The sequence below is a fragment of the Sphingobium sp. JS3065 genome (assembly GCF_026427355.1).
Taxonomy (GTDB): Bacteria; Pseudomonadota; Alphaproteobacteria; order Sphingomonadales; family Sphingomonadaceae; genus Sphingobium.
The window spans coordinates 511,914-527,050 of the sequence record NZ_CP102665.1 but is presented as its reverse complement, the minus strand read 5'-3'; the positions used below and the strand labels follow the sequence as shown (position 1 = coordinate 527,050).

Below are 15,137 nucleotides of genomic sequence, written 5' to 3'. Positions count from 1 at the left end.
GCGTTCCGGCGCATCTCGCCGCTGCGCAAGTCGATTTCGATGGGGAAAGGCAGCAGTATGAGGCCGCCAGGCTTTGCCGTAAATCCATCCGCTTGCCGAAGGTACTATTGACTGTAACAGATGTTTGGTATAGGCGATTTGCCATGTTTTCAGGAGTACCTGATGTTCAGCTATGTTCCGCCGATCGATGATTACCGCTTCCTGCTGACCCAGGTGCTTGGCTTCGACCGGGCGATGGTGGAGACGGGCAAGGATGTCGACGCGGACCTGGCGACGGCGGTGCTGGAGGAAGCGGGGCGGATGTGCGCGGAACGGCTGCACCCGATCAACCGCCATGGCGATGAGGAGGGGAGCCGCCTGATCGACGGCGACGTGCGGACTCCGGAGGGTTTCGCGGACGCCTGGCGCGATTTCGTGGCGGCTGGCTGGCCGTCGCTGTCGGCGGACCCGGAATATGGCGGGCAGGGCCTGCCCTTCATCCTCCAGCTCTGGCTGGACGAGATGCTGGCCGCGGCCAACATGTCCTTCGGCCTGTTCCCCGGCCTGACGCGCGGCGCGTGCGAGGCGATTGCCGCCCATGCCGACGATGCCCTGAAGACCATCTACCTGCCGCGCATGGTAAGCGGCGAATGGACCGGCGCCATGGCGTTGACCGAAAGCGGCGCGGGCACGGACCTTGCCCTGCTCAAGACCAAGGCGGAGCCGAACGCCGACGGCGGTTATGCCGTGACGGGACAGAAGATATTCATTTCCTCAGGCGACCATGATTTCGGCGGCAACATCGTCCATCTGGTGCTGGCCCGCCTGCCCGACGCGCCTGCGGGCGTGAAGGGGATCAGCCTGTTCCTGGTGCCCAAATATCTGCCCGACGCGGACGGCGGCTTCACGATCCGCAACGCCATGTCGGTCGGCGCGCTGGAAAAGAAGATGGGCATCCACGCCCAGCCGACCTGCGTGATGAATTATGACGGCGCGACCGGCTGGCTGGTGGGCGAACCGCATCGCGGGCTGGCCGCCATGTTCACCATGATGAACGCCGAACGGCTGATGGTCGGCATCCAGGGCCTGGGCATCGCCGGTGCGTCCTATCAGCAGGCCGCCGGTTATGCCAAGGAACGGCTCCAGGGCCGCAGCGCGGACGGGGCGAGGGGGCCCGTGGCGATCATCGAACATGCCGACGTGCGGCGCATGCTCCTCAATATCCGCGCCTTTGTGGAGGGCGGGCGGGCGCTCTCCGGCTGGACGGCGTTGCAGCTCGACCGGGCGCATCACCATCCCGACGCTGCGGAGCGGGCCAAGGCCGATGGCCTGGTCGCGCTGCTGACGCCGGTGGTGAAGGCGGCCTTCACCGATTACGGCTTCGAAAGCGCGGTGCAGGCGCAGCAGGTGTTCGGCGGCCATGGCTACATCCGCGAATGGGGCATGGAACAATATGTCCGCGATGCGCGCATCGCCCAGATCTATGAGGGCACCAACGGCGTGCAGGCCATGGATCTGGTCGGGCGCAAGCTGCCCATGGCGGGCGGCGCGGTGGTCGAGGGCTTTTTCGCGCTGGTCGCGGACGATCTGGAAGCGGCCGGGACCATCGGGATCGCGGCGAGCACGCGGGAGGCGCTGGCCCTGTTGCGCGATGTGACGGCTTCGCTGCGCGGCGCGGGCGTGGAGGCGGCGGGCGCGGCGGCGGCCGATTATCTGCGCCTGTTCGCGCTGGTTTCGATGGGCTGGATGTGGACGCGCATGGCCGCCGCAGAGGGGGATACGCCGCTGCATGACGCCAAGCGCGCCGTCGCCGGCTTTTTCGCCCAGCGGATGTTGCCGCAGGTCCGGGGACTGGCAGGCAGCGTCGCGGCGGGCGAAGCGACGATCATGGCGCTGGCCGTCGACGCCTTCTGATCAAGGCCCGAATATCTGAATATCCAAGAACAGGAGCAGTGCATGACAGACGTATTTCTGGTATCGGCGGCGCGGACCGCCATCGGCAGTTTCGGCGGGTCGCTAAAGGATCAAAAGCCTGGCGAACTCGCCGCCCATGTCGCGAAGGCGGCGATCGAACGGGCGGGCATAGAGGCGAGCCGGATCGGCAATGTCGTGCTGGGCAATGTGATCCCTTGCGAGCCGCGCGACGCCTATGCCGCACGCATCGCCGCCATCGGCGCGGGCGTGCCGCAGGAAAGCCCGGCGCATACCGTGAACCGGCTCTGCGGGTCGGGCCTGCAGGCGATCATCGCCGCCGCGCAGTCGATCATGCTGGGCGATTGCGAGGTCGCGCTGGGCGCGGGCGTGGAGATTATGAGCCGCGCTCCCTATGTCCTGCCCAACAACCGTTGGGGCCAGAAGATGGGCGACGGGGCCGTGCTGGACGGGCTGGTCGGCACGCTGACCGATCCGTTCCATAATTATCATATGGGCGTCACCGGGGAGAATGTCGCGGCGCGCTACGGCATTTCGCGGGAGGATCAGGACACGCTCGCCTTCGAAAGCCAGAAGCGGGCGGCCTATGCCATCGCGCAGGGCTATTTCAAGGACCAGATCGTGCCGGTCGAGGTGCTGGTGCGGCGCAAGCCGGTGCCCTTCGACACCGATGAGGATGTGCGCACGGACGCCAAGGCGGAGGATTTCGCCAGGCTGAAGCCCGTCTTCCAGAAGGACGGCACCGTGACGGCAGGCAATGCGTCGGGCATCAACGACGGCGCGGGCGCGGTGGTGCTGGCCAGCGAGGCGGCGGTGAAGGCGCAGGGCCTGAAGCCCTTGGCGCGGCTGGTTTCCTATGGCCATGCGGGCGTCGATCCCGCCTATATGGGCATCGGTCCGGTTCCGGCGACACGCCAGGCGCTGGAGCGGGCGGGGCTGAGCGTGAGCGACCTGGACATCATCGAAGCCAACGAAGCCTTCGCGGCGCAGGCCTGCGCCGTGACGCGGCAACTGGAGCTGGACCCGGCGAAGGTCAACCCCAACGGCAGCGGCATCTCGCTGGGCCATCCGGTCGGCGGGACGGGCGCGATCATCACGACCAAGCTGGTCCATGAACTGCACCGCACCGGCGGCCGCCTGGGCCTGACGACGATGTGCATCGGCGGCGGCCAGGGCATCGCCGCGATCTGGGAACGGGTGTGATCGTTCGTTGAGCGTGGGGCATGGCGGTTCGGCCGCCATGCCCCCCGGACATCTATGCTTCTACCGTTTCGACCGGCGTGAATACCGGCATCGGAAAGCCCATTTTGCTGGGTTCGAAGCTGAGGCGGACCGGCTGGCCGATGGCGATGCGTTCCGGATCGGCGCCGACGATCTTCGTCATGATCGTCGGCCCTTCCTTCAGCGTGACATAGGCGTGCACGATCACGGGGTTCAGCACGCGGGTAATGGCGAAGCTGTAGATCTCACCCTCGCCCGAAGTGGGACGCCGTCCGCTTCGCGACCGAGGCGGAAAAATGGGGACCGATCGACGTGGCCGTCCATAATGCCGGGACCAACCGGCGCGATTCCTTTCTGGATCTAGTGGAAGTCGCCAATCTGGAGCAGCTCTGGCGCGAGCATATTCTGGGCGCCTTCCTGACCGGGCGGGAGGCCGTGCGGCGGATGGTTCCACGGGGACGCGGAACCATCATCTTCACCGGCGCGACCGGATCGCTGCGCGGCAAGGCGCTGTTCGCGGCCTTCGCCAGCGCGAAGGCGGGCGTCCGCGCCCTTTCCCAAAGCCTGGCGCGGGAAGTGGGGCCGAAGGGCGTCCATGTCGCGCATCTCGTCATCGACGGCGGCATCGACGGCGCCCGCCTGCTGGCGGCCATGCCGAAGCTGCGGGAGGAGAGGGGGGAGGACGGCCTGCTCGATCCCGACGCGATTGCGGAGACGGCGTTCAACGTCCATCGTCAGCATCGCTCGGCATGGACGCAGGAAGTCGATTTGCGTTCCTGGGCCGAATCCTTTTAAGGCCGGTCATGATGAAGAACGCATTGAGCTATCCACCCCTGGACCAACCGGAAATCGGTGACGGGACTGCGACGCAGATCGCAGAGGGCATCTTCTGGCTGAGGATGCCGATGGGCGGCAGCCTGGAAGCGATCAATCTCTGGGCGCTGGCGGATGGCGACGGCTGGACCATCGTCGACACCGGCCTGCGCACGACGGAAACCTCCGCCGCATGGCGCAAGGCCTTCGAAACCACCCTGGGCGGGCGGCCGGTACGGCGGATCATCGTCACCCATCTCCATCCGGACCATAGCGGCATGGCGGGCTGGCTGGCGCAGAAGCAACCGGCGCGGCTCTGGATGACGCGGCTGGAATATCTCACGCTCCGCGTGCTGGCGTCCTACACCGGGCAGGAGGCGCCGGACGAGGCGATCCGCTTCTACAGGTCGGCTGGCTGGGATGAGGATGCCCTGGATCATTACCGGGCGCGGTTCGGCGACTTCGGCAAGATGCTCTATCCCTTGCCCGCCAGCTTCCATGCGCTTGACGATGGCCAGCGGATCATGATCGGGGACCGTGAATGGGTCGTCGTCATCGGCAAGGGGCATTCGCCCGAACATGCCCTGCTCCACTGCCCGGAGGCCAAGCTGCTGATATCGGGCGATCAGGTGCTGCCGCAAATCTCGTCCAACGTGTCGGTGCAGCCGTTGCAACCCGAAGCCGATCCGCTGACGGATTGGCTGGAGACGCTCGACAGGGTTCGGCAGAGGGTTCCGAACGACGTGCTGATCCTGCCGTCCCATGGCAGGCCGTTCCATGGACTGCATGAGCGCATCGAAGCCTTGATCGAGGGGCATGAGGCCGCGCTCGTCCGGCTGCTGGAGTTGCTTGGGACGCCTGGGAGGGCCGTCGATGTCTTTCCGGCGCTGTTCAAACGCCAGATCGACCGCAAGCTGTTGGGGCTGGCCACGGGGGAAAGCCTGGCCCATCTGGCCTGCCTGCGGACCCGCAAGCTTGTGGCGGATGAAGTCGATTCCGCCGGCATCCGCTGGTGGCGCGCATTGAAGGAGGAGGGCGCGCCGCATCCCATGTGATGCGACGTGCCGGATCGCCTGGATCAGATCGCCAGGCTTTTCGCGCCCATCGGGCCGATAAGCTGCACTGGCCCCAGCAGCAGCAATGTCCCGCCCTTTCAGCGAAATATTCAGCCGATCATCATCAGGCTGGCATTGCCTCCGGCCGCTGTCGTGTTGATGGAGGTCGAAACCTCTTCCAGCAGCCAATCGCAATGATAGGCGAGCGGTTGATCCTGTTCGGCCGCATGGACCGAAACGATCGGGCCGGCTATCGTCGCAACCTGCGCGACGATTTCGGCGACGGCCGTCCCGCCTCCCTCCACCAGCGCGACGGAATAGGGGCCATCGGGCAGTTCGGCGAACGCGGCGGCGACATTGGGCGGCAAATCTGCGGGCAGCGCTTCGCCCACCACGCCCCTGTTCCCGGTGGCAAGCACCGCGGCCATCTGCTCGAACAGGCCATGGCGGGTCCGGGGCTTCATCAGCACCAGGCCACGGGGATGGAGGCTGTAGAGATTGCTTTCGCCTACCGGCCCGGGAAGAATGATCTCCGCGCCCAGGGCGGAGGCGGCGGCGTAACCGCGCGCCTTCGCGGCGCTGCCAAATTCCCTCTTCTCCTCCAGCCAGTCGGCGAAATCATGGATGGGCGATTCGAGATGCCGCAACCGCGAACCGAATATGGGGGGCAGCGCGACCAGCCGGTTGAGGTAGAGCGGCCCGCCCGCCTTCGGTCCCGTCCCGGACAGTCCGCGCCCGCCGAAGGGCTGGACGCCGACGATGGCGCCGATCATGTTCCGGTTCACATAGAGATTGCCCGCCTTCACCCGCGAGGTGACATGGGCGATCGTCTCATCCAGCCGGGTGTGCAGGCCGAATGTCAGGCCATAGCCGGTCGCGTTGATCGAATCGATCAGCGCGCCCAACCGTTCGCGGCGGAAGCGGACGATATGGAGGACCGGTCCGAAAACCTCCTGCTCCAGTTCGGATATATCCTCAATCTCTATGATCGTCGGCGCGACGAAGGTGCCGTGCACCGCTTCGCCGGGCAGGGCATGCTGATCCACCCGCGCGCCGCGCTGGCGCATGGCGGCGATGTGCCGGTCGATCCCGGCCTTGGCGTCCTGGCTGATGACCGGGCCGATGTCGACCTTTATAGCATCGGTGCGGCCGATGCGCTGTTCGCGCAAGGCTCCCTTGAGCATCGTGAGAATGCGGTCCGCGACATCTTCCTGAAGGCAGAGGACGCGGAGCGCAGAGCAGCGCTGGCCCGCGCTGTCGAAGGCTGAGACCAGCACATCCGCGACGACCTGCTCGGCCAGCGCCGAAGAGTCCACGATCATCGCATTCTGTCCGCCCGTCTCAGCGATCAAGGGGATGGGCCGGCCCGCCGGCGACAGCCGCTTCGCGAGTTGACCCTGAATCAGCCGGGCCACCGCGGTCGACCCTGTGAACATGACGCCCGCTGTTTCCGGCGCCGCCACCAGGGCGCTGCCGAGGGCGCCGCCGCCGGGTGTCAGTTGGAGCGCGTCTTGAGGCACGCCAGCCTCATGAAGCAGGCGCACCCCTTCTGCCGCGATCAATGGCGTCATGCTCGCAGGCTTTGCGAGTACCGGATTGCCCGCGACCAGCGCGGCTGCGACCTGGCCGGTGAAGATCGCCAACGGGAAATTCCACGGGCTGATGCACATAATCGGGCCGAGAGGGGTTTGTCCGGCTCCGAAATTGGCGCGGGCCTGCGCGGCATAATAGCGAAGGAAATCGATAGCCTCGCGCACTTCCGCAATGGCGTTGGGAAGCGACTTTCCCGCCTCGCGCATCAGCAGGCCGAGCAGGATCGGCATGCGCGCCTGCATCGCGTCGGCGGCGCGATCAAGGATGGCGGCGCGTTCCTGCACGGATCGGCCGCCCCAATCGGAAGCGGCGGCGCGCGACACGAGACCGGCTGCATCCTCCACCGCCAGTTCCGCCACCGTGCCTACTGTGTCGCGATGATCCGCCGGGTTTACTATGGGCCGTTCCTCCCCCGTGCCGAAAGTGGGGGCCGCCGACCAGCGAATCGCGGCGCTTTCGCGCAGGGCTTTGGACAAAGCGGCAAGAGTGGTTTCGTCGCTCAGGTCGAATCCCGTCGAATTGCGGCGATCGGGATAAAGATCGCCGGGCAGGGCGATCCGGTCATGCCGCGCCCCGGGATCGGGCATGGCGCGGACGACGTCGACCGGATCGGCGATCAGTTCTTCGACCGATGTCGCCGGATCGGCGATCCGATGGACGAAAGAGGAATTGGCGCCGTTTTCGAGCAGACGCCGGACGAGATAGGCGAGCAGCGTCTCATGCGTCCCGACCGGCGCGTAGATGCGGCAGGGGCGGTCCAGCTTCTCCTTGCCGACGACCTGTTCATAAAGGGGTTCTCCCATGCCGTGCAGGCACTGGAATTCATATTGGCGGACGGCGAAGTCCGGCCCGGCGAGGTGGTGGATGGTCGCCAGCGTCTGGGCGTTGTGCGTCGCGAATTGCGGGAAGACCGCATCGGGCGCGGCGAGCAGCTTCCTGGCGCAGGCGATATAGGCGACGTCGGTATGCACCTTGCGCGTATAGACGGGGAAGTCGGCCAGCCCGTCCACCTGGGCGCGCTTGATTTCCGCGTCCCAATAGGCACCCTTCACCAGCCGGACCATGATGCGGCGCTTGGCGCGCCGGGCAAGATCGATGATCCAGTCGATGACGAAGGGACAACGCTTTCCATATCCCTGGACGACGAAACCCAGCCCGTCCCACCCGGCCAGTTCCACGTCCGTCGCCAGGCTTTCCAGCAGGTCGAGCGACAGTTCAAGCCGGTCCATCTCTTCGGCATCGATGTTGATGCCGATATCGTAACCCTTGGCAAGGATGGCCAATTGCCGGACGCGGGGCAGCAGTTCGCCCATCACCCGTTCCGCCTGGGCGCGCACATAGCGGGGGTGCAGCGCGGACAGCTTGATCGAGATGCCCGGCCCCTCATAGACGCCGCGCCCGTCCGACGCCCTGCCGATTGCGTGGATGGCGCGCTCATAATCGGCATAATAGCGGTCGGCGTCCGCAGCGGTCGTCGCCGCCTCGCCCAGCATGTCGTAGCTGTAGCGGAAACCCTTGGCCTCCAGGGTCCGGGCGCGCTTGAGCGCTTCCTGGATCGTCTCCCCGGTGACGAACTGTTCGCCCATCATGCGCATCGCCAGGTCGACGCCCCGCCGGATCACCGGTTCGCCTGCGCGCGCCACAAGGCGGGTCAGCGCCGCGCCAAGGCCCCGGTCGTCGACGCTGCCGATCAGCTTGCCCGTGACGACCAGCCCCCATGTAGCGGCATTGACGAAAAGCGACTTGCCTTCGCCCAGATGAGCGCCCCAGTCGCCGCCGGAAACCTTGTCGCGGATCAGCGCATCGCGGGTCGCATCATCGGGAATGCGCAGCAGCGCTTCGGCCAGGCACATCAGCGCGACGCCCTCTTCGCTGGAGAGCGAATATTCCTGGACAAGTCCCTCGACACCGCCGCCCTTGCGGTTGGCGCGAAGCCCAGTCACCAGCTTGCGGGCCGTCTCCCTTATCGCGGCGCGGTCAGGCGTCGGCAGGGATGCGGCATCCAGCAACGGCGCCATGCACAGGGCCTCGTCGCGGCGATAAGCGGCGGTGATCGCGCACCGAAGCGGGGATTGAGGGCGGATGGGCGGCGCAAAGGCGCTGAAGGGGGGCTGGTCGGTCATGCAGGAAAGATTATCAAATCCTCCCCTGTCATTCCGGCTTATTTATGAGCATATTCGAACGAATCGAACTTAAATTCGGCTCATTTGAAGGTCAAAAGAATGGAAATCGGCATATCTCAGGTCGATCTGGATCATTTCGACCGGAAGATTCTGGCCATCCTGACGGACGACGGGAGGATCAGCGTCACAGAACTGGCCCGCCAGGTGGGGCTTTCAAAGACGCCCTGCCAGCTTCGGCTGAAGCGCCTGATGGATACCGGCATCATCACCGGTTTCCGGGCGGTGCTGGACAAGGCCAAGCTGGGGCTGGACCATATCGCCTTTGCCGAGGTGAAGCTGTCGGACACCCGCGAACATGCCCTGGAGGAGTTCAACGCGGGCGTCCGGCGCATCCCGGAAGTGGAGGAATGCCATATGATCGCGAGCAGCTTCGACTATCTGCTCAAGGTGCGGACGCCGGACATCCGGCGCTACAGGATCGTGCTGGGCGAGAAGATTTCGAGCCTTCCCCATGTCGCCAGCACGTCGACCTTCGTCGCGATGGACACGGTCAAGGACCATTGACCGCTGATTGTCATGCCTTCAGCCGCGCGGCGTGCCAGCGCAGATGATCGTCCATGAAGGTCGAGATGAAATAATAGCTGTGGTCATAGCCCTCGCGCAGGTTCAGCGTCAGGTCGATGCCCGCCGCATCGCAGGCTTCGCGCAAAAGTTCGGGACGAAGCTCCTTTTCCAGGAAGGGATCGGCTGCCCCCTGATCCACCAGTATTGCGGGAACGCGCGCGCCATCCTGGATCAGGGCGACGGAATCGTGCTTGCGCCAGGCCGCGCGATCGGAACCGAGATAGCCGGCGAGCGCCTTTTCACCCCAGGGCACCTGGGAAGGCGCGACGATCGGCGCGAAGGCGGACACGGCCTTGAACCGTTCCGGATGGCGCAGGGCGATGGTAAGCGCGCCATGGCCGCCCATGCTGTGCCCCATGATCGATTGTCGCATGGGATCGATGGGGAAATGGCTGGCGACCAGGGCCGGCAGTTCCTCCGTCACATAGCTCCACATGCGGTAATTTTTGTCGAACGGCGATTGGTTCGCATCGACATAGAAACCGGCGCCCAGCCCGAAATCATAAGCGCCTTCCGCATCGTCGGGCACGCCGGGGCCGCGGGGCGAGGTGTCCGGCGCGACGAAGATCAGGCCGAGTTCGGCGCATAGCCGCCGAAACTCGCCCTTTTCCGTCACATTGGCATGGGTGCAGGTCAGCCCGGAAAGATACCAAAGCACTGGCAGCTTCGCGCTCGGCTCATGTGGGGGCACGAAGACCGAAAAGACCATGTCCGTTCCGGTCGCCGTGGACGCATGCCTGTACACGCCCTGCTCCCCGCCGAAGGCGCGATGGACGCTGACCTGTTCCATGCTCAATTCTTCCTCAGAAAACAACGACGCTGCGGATGCTTTCCCCGGCATGCATCAGGTCGAAACCCTTGTTGATCTCCTCCAGGCTCAGCATATGGGTGATCATCGGGTCGATCTCGATCTTGCCGTTCATATACCAGTCGACGATCTTGGGCACATCCGTGCGCCCCCTGGCCCCGCCGAAGGCGCTGCCCTGCCAGACGCGGCCGGTGACGAGCTGGAAGGGGCGGGTGGAGATTTCCTTCCCGGCCTCTGCCACCCCGATCACCGTGGAGACGCCCCAGCCGCGATGGCAGGCCTCCAGCGCCTGGCGCATCACTTCGGTATTGCCGGTGCAGTCGAACGTATAATCGGCGCCCCCATCGGTCAGCGCGACCAGATCGGCGACGACCTCCGCCGTGCTCTTGCCCGTGGGATTATAGAAATGAGTCATGCCGAAGCGCTTGCCCCATTCCGCCTTGCCCTCATTGATGTCGACGCCGATGATCCGGTCCGCGCCCACCAGCCGGGCCGCCTGAAGCACGTTGAGTCCGATGCCGCCCAGCCCGAAGACGATGACGTTGGAACCGGGCGTGACCTTGGCGCTGTTGATCACCGCGCCGACGCCGGTGGTGACGCCGCAGCCGATATAGCAGCTTTTGTCGAAGGGCGCGTCCTCACGGATCTTCGCCACCGCGATCTCCGGCAGGACGGTGAAGTTGGAGAAGGTCGAACAGCCCATATAATGGTAGATCGGCTGCCCCTTGTAGGAAAAGCGGGTCGTGCCGTCGGGCATCAGCCCCTTGCCCTGCGTGGCGCGGATCGCGGTGCACAGGTTGGTCTTTCCCGAAAGGCAGCTTTTGCACTGGCGGCATTCGGGCGTGTAGAGCGGGATCACATGGTCGCCCGGCTTGACGGAGGTGACGCCCGCCCCGACTTCGCGCACGATGCCCGCGCCTTCATGACCCAGGATGGACGGGAAGATGCCCTCGCTGTCGAATCCGTCCAGCGTATAGGCGTCGGTATGGCAAATGCCCGTCGCCATGATCTCCACCAGAACCTCGCCCGCCTTCGGGCCTTCCAGGTCGACTTCGACGATCTCCAGCGGCTTCTTCGCTGCGAACGCGACGGCGGCGCGAGTCTTCATCCTATTTCTCCTTCGACGAGGAAGGCCTAGCATTGTCTCCTTTCAGCGTTAATACGCTCATTTCGCAATATACTGTTGCTCAGGAGCGATAATATGTCGAAATGGGAGGGGCTGGACGAATTCATGGCGGTCGCCGCCGCCAGTTCCTTCACGGGCGCGGCGCGATCCCTTTCCGTGTCGACCACGCACGTCAGCCGGGCCGTGATGGCGCTGGAACAGCGGATCGACGCCCAGCTTTTCTATCGGACCACGCGGACGGTTCGCCTGACCGACACCGGACGGGTGTTCCTGGAACAATGCCGACGCATCGCCGCGGAAACGGACGAAGCCATCGCCCATATCGCGGAGCAAGGCGAACCGGCGGGAGAGTTGCGGGTAACATGCTCGACGGCGATGGGCGAACGCTATGTCGCGCCCCTGATCCGGCGGTTCGCCATGCACCATCCTCGCCTGTCCGTGTCCATCGAACTGACCAACCGCGTCGTCGACCTGATGACGGAGGATTTCGACCTGGCCATCCGCACCGGGACGATTTCCGATCCCCGTCTGATCAAGACGCGCATAGCGTCGCGCCGCCTATATACCTGCGCCGCGCCCGATTATCTTGCCCGTGCAGGCCGCCCGGCCACGGTCGAGGAGATCGGGGCGCATGAATGTATCGGCGGAACGAGCGGAAGCTGGCATTTCAAGGTTGACGGGGTGGACGTCTCGCATCGCCCGTCCGGCCGTTTTCGCTGCAATAGCGGCCATGCGGTCGTGGAGGCCTGCGTGGCGGGCCTTGGGATATGCCAGCTTCCGGAATTTTATGTCCTGCCCCATCTGCAACATGGCATGGTGGAACTGATATTGGAGGATTGCCGCCCGGATGACGAGCCGATCTGGGCGGTCTATCCCCAAAGGCGGCACCTCGTTCCCAAGATCCACTTCGTGGTCGAGCATCTGCGGCGTGAGTTGGAGGCGGCCATGACCACGCGAAACGCGCAAGCCTGACCCTCTATTTCAGCAGCACCAGTTCCTCGGCCATGCTGGGATGCAGGGCGACGGTGTCGTCGAAGTCCTGCTTGGTAAGCCCGGCCCCCGCCGCCTGAATCCGCGCCGCCAGATTGCCCTGTGGCACGAGTTCCAGCTCTATCTCCCCGGCGCGGTAGCGGGCGTCGAAATGATGGGAATCGGTCTGGCGCGGGAAGGAGCAGATGATCTTCTTCACCCGCCCCGCCTTGATCAGCGCGGCCAGACCCGTTTCGCCATTGCCCGCATTGTTGTTGATGATGGTCAGGTTGCCGACACCGCGCGCGGCCGGTCGTCGGGCTGGGCGTGGCGCTGGCCCTGATGGGCGATGTCATCGTGGCTGCCACCGACGCTTATTTCCTCGCGCCCTTCGCGAAGCTGTGCCTGGCGCCCGACAGCGGCGTATCATTCCTGCTGACCCGCGCTCTGGGGCGAACGGGGCCGTCGAAGGCACGCTGGGCCAGGATCTCGACCTTCGGCGCCGAATTCAGGGCGAACTGTCGCGCTCGTCCGATTGCGTGGAGGGCATCGCCGCTTTCCGCGAACGGCGCGCGCCACGCTTCCTAAGCCGCTAACGATAAACCGCATGCATGGCCGGGGCGCTGAGTCCCCGGCCATGGGGAGGGCCGCCTTCTTCAGGCCGCCAGGTCGAACCGGTCGGCGTTCATCACCTTGGTCCAGGCCGCGACGAAGTCGTTCACGAACTTGTCGCCCGCATCGGCCGAGGCATAGACTTCCGACAGCGCCCGCAATTGGGAGTTCGATCCGAAGATCAGGTCGACCCGCGTGCCGGTCCATTTCTGTTCATTGGACTTGCGGCAGGTGCCGGTGAAGATGTCCTTCTGCCCTTCGACTTCCTTCCATGCCGTGCCCATGTCGAGCAGGTTGACGAAGAAGTCGTTGGAGAGCGTCCCCGGCCGGTCGGTGAACACGCCATGGGTCGACCCGCCATGATTGGCGCCCAGCACGCGCAGCCCGCCGACCAGCACCGTCATTTCCGGCGCGCTCAGCGTCAGCAACTGTGCGCGGTCGATCAGCAGTTCCTCTACCGGCACGCTGAACGGCACGGGCAGATAGTTGCGAAAGCCGTCGACTTTCGGCTCCAGCGGCTCGAAATTCTGCACGTCCGTCTGCTCCTGCGTCGCGTCGGTGCGGCCGGGGGTGAAGGGCACCTCGATGCTGCGCCCACCGTCCTTCGCCGCCTTTTCGATCGCCGCCGATCCCGCCAGCACGATCAGGTCGGCCAGCGAAATCTTCTTCGCACCCGCGCCGTCGAACTCGGCCTTGATCTTCTCCAGCGCCGACAGCACCCGGCCTAGCTGATCCGGCTGGTTCACGTCCCAGTCCTTCTGGGGCGCAAGGCGGATGCGCGCGCCATTGGCGCCGCCGCGATGGTCCGACCCGCGATAGGTCGATGCCGACGCCCAGGCCGTCTGCACCAGTTCCCTGATGCCGAGGCCGGACGCCAATATCTTCTGCTTGAGCGAGGCGATGTCCACCGCATCGACCAGCGGATGATCGACCGCCGGAACCGGATCCTGCCAGATCAGGTCTTCGGCGGGAACTTCCGGCCCCAGATAGCGCGCCTTCGGCCCCATGTCGCGATGGCACAGCTTGAACCAGGCGCGGGCGAAGGCATCTTCGAACGCTGCCGGATCGTTGCGGAACCGCTCGGAAATCTTGCGATATTCCGGGTCCATCTTGAATGCCATGTCCGCCGTCGTCATCATCGTCGGCACGCGCCTGTCCGGGCTGTGCGCGCCGGGGGCCAGGTCTTCCGGCTTCTGGTTCACCGGCTGCCACTGCTTGGCGCCCGCCGGGCTTTTCACCAGCTCATATTCATAATCGAGCAGCATGTGGAAGAAGCTGTGGTCCCAGGTCCGGGGCGTCGGCGTCCACGCGCCTTCGATGCCGCTGGTGATGGTATGATCGCCCATGCCGCTTTCATAACCGCTCTGCCAGCCCAGGCCCTGCTGCGCGATGTCCGCGCCTTCGGGTTCCCTACCGATCTTCGATGGGTCGCCCGCGCCGTGCGCCTTGCCGAAAGTATGGCCACCCGCCGTCAGCGCGACGGTTTCCTCATCGTTCATGCCCATGCGCAGGAAGGTTTCGCGGATGTCGCGGGCCGATTGCAGCGGATCGGGATTGCCGCCCGGCCCCTCCGGATTGACGTAGATAAGGCCCATCTGGATCGCCGCCAGCGGGCTTTCCAGCACCATGTTCCTTTCGGGCTGGATGCGGGTCTCATTGCCTTCCTGGCCGACCCAGAATTCTTCCGTGCCCCAATAAACGTCCTTTTCCGGCTCGAACACATCGGCGCGTCCGCCGCCAAAGCCGAAGACCGGCCCGCCCATCGACTCGATGGCGACATTGCCCGCCAGGATCATCAGGTCCGCCCAGCTCAGCGCCTGCCCATATTTCTGCTTCACCGGCCACAGCAGGCGGCGCGCCTTGTCCAGATTGGCATTGTCCGGCCAGCTATTGAGCGGCGCGAAACGCTGCGACCCGGAGGATGCGCCGCCGCGCCCGTCGCCGGTGCGGTAGGTGCCCGCCGAGTGCCAGGCCATGCGGATGAAGAAGGGGCCGTAATGGCCGTAATCCGCCGGCCACCAGGGCTGGCTGTCGGTCATCAGCGCCGTCAGATCCCTCTTCACCGCGTCGTAATCGAGCGATTTGAAGGCGGCGGCATAATCGAAATCATCGCCCAGCGGATTGCCGGACAGCCCGTTCTGCTGAAGGATGTCGAGCGATAGCTGGTTCGGCCACCAGTCGCGATTGGTGCGCCCCAGCAGGGATCGCAGCGCGGCAGGCTCCTTCACGGGGCAGGACAGCGGATCATTGCTCGTCTTTGCGTCCATTGCATGATTCCTTTC

11 protein-coding genes and 2 pseudogenes are annotated in these 15,137 nt (G+C 65.1%); 7 read left to right on the top strand and 6 right to left on the bottom strand.

Annotated features, from left to right (window positions below; all coding sequences use genetic code 11):
• Positions 1 to 162: 162 nt before the first annotated feature.
• Positions 163 to 1,893: an acyl-CoA dehydrogenase family protein gene (locus tag NUH86_RS19740; RefSeq protein ID WP_267252219.1), complete on the top strand. Its 1,731-nt coding sequence runs from the start codon at positions 163 to 165 to the stop codon at positions 1,891 to 1,893.
• 42 nt (positions 1,894 to 1,935) lie between these two features.
• Positions 1,936 to 3,114 carry an acetyl-CoA C-acyltransferase family protein gene (locus NUH86_RS19735; RefSeq protein WP_267252218.1) on the top strand — a complete coding sequence of 393 codons (1,179 nt, stop codon included), beginning with the start codon at positions 1,936 to 1,938 and terminating at the stop codon, positions 3,112 to 3,114.
• A gap of 52 nt (positions 3,115 to 3,166) precedes the next feature.
• On the opposite strand, the gene NUH86_RS19730 is transcribed toward NUH86_RS19735, so the two are convergent.
• Complete coding sequence (locus tag NUH86_RS19730; RefSeq protein ID WP_267252217.1) at positions 3,167 to 3,352, bottom strand: Zn-ribbon domain-containing OB-fold protein; 186 nt, start codon at positions 3,350 to 3,352, stop codon at positions 3,167 to 3,169.
• 68 nt (positions 3,353 to 3,420) lie between these two features.
• Here NUH86_RS19730 and NUH86_RS19725 point away from each other — a divergent pair.
• Both NUH86_RS19725 and NUH86_RS19720 read left to right on the top strand, forming a co-directional pair.
• A pseudogene (locus NUH86_RS19725) lies at positions 3,421 to 3,927 on the top strand (SDR family NAD(P)-dependent oxidoreductase); the annotation flags it as partial.
• Between the two features lie 23 nt (positions 3,928 to 3,950).
• The gene (locus NUH86_RS19720; RefSeq protein ID WP_267252216.1) at positions 3,951 to 5,000 is read left to right on the top strand and encodes an MBL fold metallo-hydrolase; all 1,050 of its coding nucleotides are present in this window, start codon (positions 3,951 to 3,953) and stop codon (positions 4,998 to 5,000) included.
• Between the two features lie 110 nt (positions 5,001 to 5,110).
• On the opposite strand, the gene putA is transcribed toward NUH86_RS19720, so the two are convergent.
• Positions 5,111 to 8,716, bottom strand: coding sequence for a trifunctional transcriptional regulator/proline dehydrogenase/L-glutamate gamma-semialdehyde dehydrogenase (putA, locus tag NUH86_RS19715; protein WP_267252214.1), 3,606 nt, complete (start codon positions 8,714 to 8,716; stop codon positions 5,111 to 5,113).
• 99 nt (positions 8,717 to 8,815) lie between these two features.
• Between putA and NUH86_RS19710 the strand changes: the two genes are divergently transcribed.
• Positions 8,816 to 9,280, top strand: coding sequence for an Lrp/AsnC family transcriptional regulator (locus NUH86_RS19710; protein ID WP_267252213.1), 465 nt, complete (start codon positions 8,816 to 8,818; stop codon positions 9,278 to 9,280).
• Between the two features lie 10 nt (positions 9,281 to 9,290).
• On the opposite strand, the gene fghA is transcribed toward NUH86_RS19710, so the two are convergent.
• Positions 9,291 to 10,130, bottom strand: coding sequence for an S-formylglutathione hydrolase (gene fghA / locus NUH86_RS19705; protein WP_267252212.1), 840 nt, complete (start codon positions 10,128 to 10,130; stop codon positions 9,291 to 9,293).
• Positions 10,131 to 10,143: 13 nt separating this feature from the next.
• The gene (locus NUH86_RS19700) at positions 10,144 to 11,256 is read right to left on the bottom strand and encodes an S-(hydroxymethyl)glutathione dehydrogenase/class III alcohol dehydrogenase (protein ID WP_267252211.1); all 1,113 of its coding nucleotides are present in this window, start codon (positions 11,254 to 11,256) and stop codon (positions 10,144 to 10,146) included.
• A gap of 93 nt (positions 11,257 to 11,349) precedes the next feature.
• Here NUH86_RS19700 and NUH86_RS19695 point away from each other — a divergent pair, with 93 nt between their 5' ends.
• Positions 11,350 to 12,246 carry a LysR substrate-binding domain-containing protein gene (locus tag NUH86_RS19695; RefSeq protein ID WP_267252210.1) on the top strand — a complete coding sequence of 299 codons (897 nt, stop codon included), beginning with the start codon at positions 11,350 to 11,352 and terminating at the stop codon, positions 12,244 to 12,246.
• A gap of 76 nt (positions 12,247 to 12,322) precedes the next feature.
• Here NUH86_RS19695 and NUH86_RS19690 read toward each other — a convergent pair.
• Positions 12,323 to 12,550: pseudogene (locus NUH86_RS19690) on the bottom strand (CoA-transferase); the annotation flags it as partial.
• Between the two features lie 20 nt (positions 12,551 to 12,570).
• On the opposite strand from NUH86_RS19690, the gene NUH86_RS19685 reads away from it, so the two are divergent.
• A complete protein-coding gene (locus NUH86_RS19685; RefSeq protein WP_267252209.1) occupies positions 12,571 to 12,831 on the top strand; it encodes an enoyl-CoA hydratase-related protein in 261 nt (86 codons plus the stop codon).
• 68 nt (positions 12,832 to 12,899) lie between these two features.
• Here the strand turns inward: NUH86_RS19685 and katG are convergent, their stop codons facing one another.
• A complete protein-coding gene (katG, locus tag NUH86_RS19680) occupies positions 12,900 to 15,122 on the bottom strand; it encodes a catalase/peroxidase HPI (RefSeq protein ID WP_267252208.1) in 2,223 nt (740 codons plus the stop codon).
• Positions 15,123 to 15,137 lie beyond the last annotated feature (15 nt).